The sequence below is a fragment of the Psychromonas sp. genome, from assembly GCF_983033635.1.
Genome location: NZ_CEZLMY010000019.1, coordinates 33,974 through 40,108, shown reverse-complemented (window position 1 = coordinate 40,108; position 6,135 = coordinate 33,974). Strand labels below are relative to the sequence as shown.

The 6,135-nt window shown below is 40.4% G+C and carries 7 protein-coding genes; 3 read left to right on the top strand and 4 right to left on the bottom strand.

The genetic code is table 11. From position 1 onward, the window contains the following. From mrdA to AC4GME_RS04480, 3 genes are all read left to right on the top strand, one after another. Positions 1-1,415: penicillin-binding protein 2 (mrdA, locus tag AC4GME_RS04490; RefSeq protein WP_490379059.1), on the top strand; the 1,415-nt coding region annotated here is incomplete at its 5' end. 2 nt (positions 1,416-1,417) lie between these two features. Further along, a complete protein-coding gene (gene rodA / locus AC4GME_RS04485; RefSeq protein ID WP_490376731.1) occupies positions 1,418-2,518 on the top strand; it encodes a rod shape-determining protein RodA in 1,101 nt (366 codons plus the stop codon). 8 nt (positions 2,519-2,526) lie between these two features. Beyond that, positions 2,527-3,300 (top strand): septal ring lytic transglycosylase RlpA family protein, encoded by a 774-nt coding sequence (locus AC4GME_RS04480; RefSeq protein ID WP_490376730.1) that lies wholly within the window; start codon positions 2,527-2,529, stop codon positions 3,298-3,300. A gap of 62 nt (positions 3,301-3,362) precedes the next feature. Here AC4GME_RS04480 and AC4GME_RS04475 read toward each other — a convergent pair whose 3' ends face one another. From AC4GME_RS04475 to AC4GME_RS04460, 4 genes are all read right to left on the bottom strand, one after another. Beyond that, positions 3,363-3,782 carry a hypothetical protein gene (locus AC4GME_RS04475; protein ID WP_490376729.1) on the bottom strand — a complete coding sequence of 140 codons (420 nt, stop codon included), beginning with the start codon at positions 3,780-3,782 and terminating at the stop codon, positions 3,363-3,365. A gap of 84 nt (positions 3,783-3,866) precedes the next feature. After that, positions 3,867-4,319 (bottom strand): phosphohistidine phosphatase SixA, encoded by a 453-nt coding sequence (gene sixA, locus AC4GME_RS04470; RefSeq protein WP_490376728.1) that lies wholly within the window; start codon positions 4,317-4,319, stop codon positions 3,867-3,869. Positions 4,320-4,392: 73 nt separating this feature from the next. Then, the gene (locus AC4GME_RS04465; RefSeq protein WP_490376727.1) at positions 4,393-5,058 is read right to left on the bottom strand and encodes a hypothetical protein; all 666 of its coding nucleotides are present in this window, start codon (positions 5,056-5,058) and stop codon (positions 4,393-4,395) included. Between the two features lie 380 nt (positions 5,059-5,438). Next, a complete protein-coding gene (locus AC4GME_RS04460; RefSeq protein ID WP_490376726.1) occupies positions 5,439-5,669 on the bottom strand; it encodes a hypothetical protein in 231 nt (76 codons plus the stop codon). Positions 5,670-6,135 lie beyond the last annotated feature (466 nt).

Sequence of the window (6,135 nt, the reverse complement as noted above, 5' to 3'; positions counted from 1 at the left end):
CTATTCAGGCCAACCTGAAACGTTTTTATCCTTTTGGAGATGCATTTACCCATGTTCTTGGATATATAGCCAAAATTAACAGTAAAGATTTGCAAAGAATTGAACAACGCGGAGAAAACGCACGTTATCGTGGTACAAATTACATCGGTAAATTAGGCATCGAGAAATATTACGAGGAGCTGTTGCATGGGCAACCGGGGCAACGCCAAGTTGAGGTCGACAGTTGGGGCAAAGTGATCCGCACCCTTAGTTTCACACCTCCAGTTCCAGGAAAAGATATTAAATTACATATTGATATCAAATTACAGCTCAAAGCCCAACAACTATTGGGTAACCTTCGCGGCAGCATTATTGTAATGGATGCTAAAACAGGTGGTATTTTAACCCTAGTTTCGAATCCAAGTTACGATCCCAACCTTTTTGTACAAGGAATCAGCCGTAAGAAATATCAGGAACTTTTACAATCAAAAGATCGTCCGCTTATTAATCGTGCAACACAAGGCCGCTATCCTCCCGCTTCAACCATCAAACCACAGATGGCATTGCTCGCATTAGACAGTGGAGTGATCTCTAAATCAACTGTGATTTATGATCCTGGTTGGTGGATAGTGCCGGGTACAAAACGCCGCTTTCGAGATTGGAAACGTTGGGGACATGGTAAAGTTGATGTCAATCTCGCCATAGAACAAAGCTGTGATACTTTTTTCTATGATACAGCTTACAAAGTCGGTATCGATAGAATCAGTCCGTTTATGAAACAGTTTGGTTTTGGCCAATATAGCGGTTTAGATATTGGTGAAGAGACAAAAGCAATTATGCCCTCACGTGATTGGAAAAAAGCACGTTTTAGAGAACCTTGGTATGATGGTGATACTATATCTGTCGGTATTGGCCAGGGCTACTGGACAGTAACACCAATTCAATTAACCAAAGCAACCGCTATTTTAGCGCGTCGAGGGGAGATTATTGAACCGCATATTATACGTTCAATAATTTCAGCTGGAGGATCATTTTCTCCGGTGCATGAATCAAAAATGCCAATACAGTTAAAAGATGAAAATTACTGGAATATCGCACTGCAGGCGATGTTTGGTGTTACCAGTAAAAGGACCGGTACTGCACATAGAGCATTTGCGAAGACCTCCTATACAGTTGCCGGTAAATCGGGGACTGCACAAGTGGTCAGCATGAAAGAAGATGAAAAATACGATGCCAGTAAAATGAAAGAGCGCCATCGTGATAATGCCATGTTTGTCGCATTCGCCCCTTTTAAATCACCAGAAATAGTGGCAACGGTTATCTTAGAAAATGCTGGTGGCGGAAGTAGTCATGCTGCACCAATTGTTCGCGCAATGTTTGATGAGTATTTTGATAACTTACCTCCGACCTCTATTGTTAAACCACTAGGCTTTTAATCATGGTTAGCACACAAGCACAGAAAAGTATTTTCTACCGTTTACATATCGACCCGCTACTGTTATTGGGGATATTTTCCTTAATGGGGTTGAGCCTGACCGTACTCTACTCTGTTGCGGGTTATGAGATGTTAATTAAACAGCTTATCCGCTTAGCGATAGCTCTTGCTGCAATGATAGTGTTAGCACAGATATCCCCGGAAATGTATCAGCGCTGGACACCTGCTATCTTTATTATCTGTGTACTGCTTTTAGTGGCAGTACTGGTTGTCGGACATACAGGCAAAGGCGCACAACGTTGGCTGGATCTTGGCTTTACCAAATTTCAGCCATCAGAAATAATGAAGCTGATTATGCCTTTTATGGTTGCCTCTTATATCAGCCGCTATACCCTGCCCCCACGCCTGAAACATGCATTTATTGCCTTAATAATTGTTATCACTCCCACACTGTTAATTGCCAAACAGCCTGATTTAGGTACATCCATATTAATTGCCTCATCTGGGATTTTTGTACTTTTTCTATCGGGTATTTCGTGGCTTTATATCGGTATCGCCGTTGCCGCTGTGCTGGCATTTATACCTGTGCTGTGGTTTTATTTAATGCATGATTACCAGCGCGGACGGGTTTTAACATTAATCAACCCGGAAGCTGATCCGCTTGGTGCGGGTTACCATATTATCCAGTCTAAAATTGCCATTGGCTCGGGTGGTTTATGGGGAAAAGGTTGGTTACAAGGCACACAATCGCAACTTGAATTTTTACCAGAGCGGCACACCGATTTTATCTTTTCTGTTTTTTCAGAAGAGTTTGGTTTTGTTGGTATTTTGTTATTACTCACTATCTACCTGTTCCTTATCGGTCGAGGCTTATGGATTGCCAACCAAGCGCAAGATGCCTTTACAAGGCTAGTTGCGGGTAGTATCACCTTAACCTTCTTTGTTTATATATTTGTTAATATCGGCATGGTAAGCGGTTTACTGCCTGTTGTAGGTGTCCCCCTGCCATTAATCAGTTACGGTGGGACATCAATTGTAACCCTATTGGCCGGTTTCGGGGTATTAATGTCCATTAATACCCATAAACGTTTTAATATTAAGTAAGAGAAGTGATGAACAGATTGAAAATAGCGACACTGTTAGTAATTAGTTTTTTACTCTCTGGATGCGGTGTATCCAGTAGTCGTTATCAAATTAAAAATGATCACAGTCCATCTGAAATACCGCCATTAGGGCATGTTGAAGATGTAAACCCGCGTTATGAACCTTATTCTCGCGGTGGAAATAAAAATTACAGGGTACGGGGTATTGATTACAAGGTATTCACCGATATTACTGAGTTTACAGAGTCAGGTAACGCTTCCTGGTACGGTAATAAATTCCACGGGCATTTAACCTCCAATGGCGAGCGTTACAATATGTTTGCGATGAGTGGTGCCCATAAAAATTTACCACTGCCGAGTTACGTACAAGTAACCAATTTAGAAAACAATAAACAGATTATTGTCCGTATTAATGATCGCGGCCCTTTTCATAAAGGGCGAATTATCGACCTTTCTTATGCGGCTGCACAGAAACTCGATATGCTAAAATCCGGCACAGCAAAAGTAAAAATTAAATTATTACATTTCGCTAAGGAAGAAAACCAGGCTAATCAATTTAATGGTAATTATTATATTCAATATCTGGTCACATCATTACCTAAAAAAGCCAATCAACTAGGTGAAAAACTCAGTGAAACATATCAAGTAAAAAGCTTATTTGTGGAAGATAACAGTCACTACAAATTACGTTTAGGCCCGTTTAACAGCCAGTTAAAAGCACAAGATTTACTCACTAAAATACAGCAAGACTACCCTAACGCATTTATTATCCATCAGAAATAACAGCCTGTTTTTAACTGGCTGGTCAACATTTAAAAGCAATTCAGCTGGATATAAACGAGGGGTTATTCAATATCGGCACTATCCAAAGTTTTTAATGAGCGAAGAAATAACCCCAGCCCACCAATGGCCAGTATCAATATCGTTATTAAATCAAATGCACTCATCGCTCTAAAACTGAAACGAATTGACGCAATCACGCCAAAAATAAGTGCAGTTATTGAGCCTATGGTTAACAGCCAGCCTAAAATGTTCTTGCCGTTATAGAAGATAATACCGATACCAAGCATAAAAGGTATCATCACCATCCCACTGGTTACTCCATAGCTTGCGCCTAAAGCCGAGAAACCATACAGGCGCGATCCAAGCCCGAAGCTTGAGCTTACGGTAATGGCATTTAATAACAGAAAAAAACCACCACAGAGCATTATCAACCCGATAAAAAACTGCCCTAAACCACCGGATGTACCACCAGCACCTCTCATAAAAACTCCTTTGTTATCTGTTGCAGGCTAAAAGCGCATTCCGTGCCCTGCCCGTTGTAATATTATATTATTAACCGTTTTCGGCTAGCAGATGCTTGGTATGATAAACCACTTTATACTAGCTGTACTTTTATCCATTTCAATACATGCAACCGCAGAATTTTGAAATTTAAGCACTGTATTATTACCGTCAGCAGTGATGATATTAGTAATTACATTTGCGATATGAGGTAAGTGCCCCACATATAATACAGCATCTTCAGTGATTTGCTCAATGAGTTCAGCTGGATTGTCATTCGGATTCATCCCGCTAAGCTCAGATACGTAACCGACTCCCAATATCTGCGAAAATATGGTCGCTGTTTGCAGAGCCCGCAACTTTCCGCTATGACAAATTTTACGAATAACAATTTTATGCTCCCTTAAATAGGTTGCGACTCTGCGAACTTCAGCACTGCCAAGATCTGATAAGGGCCTTTGCGGATCGACATCCTTGGGATGTGCCATTCCATGTTGAGCAAAATAAACCGTTTTCATCTTATCCTCCTTTACATAGTCAAATGTCTGGCTTGCCAGCATACCGAAGCGTAGACATACTGTTAGGGTTTAATTACGCGTTAAGAACAACTGCATTATCAATCGCCTTTTTGAAAAACAACAGTTCTTCCCCCTTTAGTTCATAGTTTACGACAACAGATTGATTTTGGCTTGGATCATAATGGTAGTGGAACTTCACGAAATATCTGTCATTATTTATTTCAATCACTGTACTGAAACTCTGCTCGGAAACACTGCCGGATAGATAAAGCAGATTTCCGCCGTAAATAGCTTTCCTATATTCTCTGGACTCTTCCCATATCATTGTAGAACTGCCATCAGAGTGACCGCAGCGGACAAAAGCGAAGTTTTCAATGTGAGAATAATTTTTACAAAACTCAAGAAAAGGAGTGACTGAAATGATTTGAGCCTGGTATTTAACCGCACTTTGGGGAACAATCCCTTTCCCGACAAACTCATTGATTTGCGGATCTGAAAACGGATAGCTTTCCAGCTTAGCCAAACTGCATTCAATTACCTGGGTCGCACTTATTTCACTCGGGCTATCATCCCATCCATTAAATTCAGCGTATGGCGGATAGTAAAAAACAAAACAGCGCTCTTTGCTATGCAGAATATGCTCTGAAGCGACATAGACGATTCTTTGCTGATCGACCTTAGGAATGAGCTCTGCATCATTTTTATAGTCTCTACACCAAAAACCAGCTTCTATATCCATTACTTTTCCTTGTGTTCCGCCCGTTTTTTCTGCTCTTAAGTGTTCAATAACAGCTAAACAATAATCGCAGTTATTTTTGCAAACTCAGACAGGTCAGCACCTTTTGAGCGCTATGGTTTTAGCAGTATCATTAAGCGTCGAGTAGATACTCTTGTTGAGAGTAATTAAAGAAGCCATGGATTGCGTTTGCAAAGATCACGAATGTACAAAAAACAGTGACAATAATTGCTATCAAAGCAAGCAGTTACAAATAGTTTTTTATCTTATAGACGGTCATCTCCAATCCACTGTCATTAGCTCAATCTGTAATGCGCAATATACAAACGGCGCATAGTTTTTGTAAAACGCAGACAAGAGGACCAGTTTGAACACAGTTGTTATTATGAATTTGTACTGTCTTTAAGCAGTAAATCTGCACGCTCAAGTAGCAGCAATGACTCCTGAAATATTTGCTCGATGTGATCTTTTTCTGCAACATCATCAGGAAGCGAAGATTTATCGGCTTTAACCCCTTGGATCATATCTTGTAATAACCCCGGATTACTTGTTTCCAAACGTTGTAACAAACAGGTCAGAAGATATATGCTTGCGTCCGCTTTTGCATTTTTCATATAATAACTCTAGTTGTATTTTTTGTGTGGGGAAAACCTTGAGCTGCAATCAGCCGATATAAGATGCTATTTACTGCGCAAAAGAGGTCAATATCTGCCAGCCATAACAGCAGGCAGGCATTATCAAGCAGACTGCTTCTACTCGCCTGCAATTTTCATCTGTTTAATTAAAATTGAGCTGCATCTTAATTGGACTGACTAGCGGATCTTCACTACTCGCCTGAGTTTTTCATCTTTTTGATTAAAATAGAGCAGCATCTTAATTGGACTGACTAGCGGATCTTCACTACTCGCCTGCAATTTTCATCTTTTTGATTAAAATAGAGCAGCATCTTAATTGGACTGACTAGCGGATCTTCACTACTCGCCTGCAATTTTCATCTTTTTGATTAAAATAGAGCTGCATCTTAGTTGGACTGACTAGCGGATCTTCACTACTCGCCTGAGTTTTTCATCTTTTTGATTA

What these genes read in the sequence shown, in the direction of transcription:
- rodA (WP_490376731.1), top strand. Translation starts at nt 1,418, where the DNA reads ATGGTTAGCACACAAGCACAGAAAAGTATTTTCTACCGTTTACATATC.
- AC4GME_RS04480 (WP_490376730.1), top strand. Translation starts at nt 2,527, where the DNA reads ATGAACAGATTGAAAATAGCGACACTGTTAGTAATTAGTTTTTTACTC.
- sixA (WP_490376728.1), bottom strand. Translation starts at nt 4,319, where the DNA reads ATGAAAACGGTTTATTTTGCTCAACATGGAATGGCACATCCCAAGGAT.
- AC4GME_RS04460 (WP_490376726.1), bottom strand. Translation starts at nt 5,669, where the DNA reads ATGAAAAATGCAAAAGCGGACGCAAGCATATATCTTCTGACCTGTTTG.
- AC4GME_RS04465 (WP_490376727.1), bottom strand. Translation starts at nt 5,058, where the DNA reads ATGGATATAGAAGCTGGTTTTTGGTGTAGAGACTATAAAAATGATGCA.
- AC4GME_RS04475 (WP_490376729.1), bottom strand. Translation starts at nt 3,782, where the DNA reads ATGAGAGGTGCTGGTGGTACATCCGGTGGTTTAGGGCAGTTTTTTATC.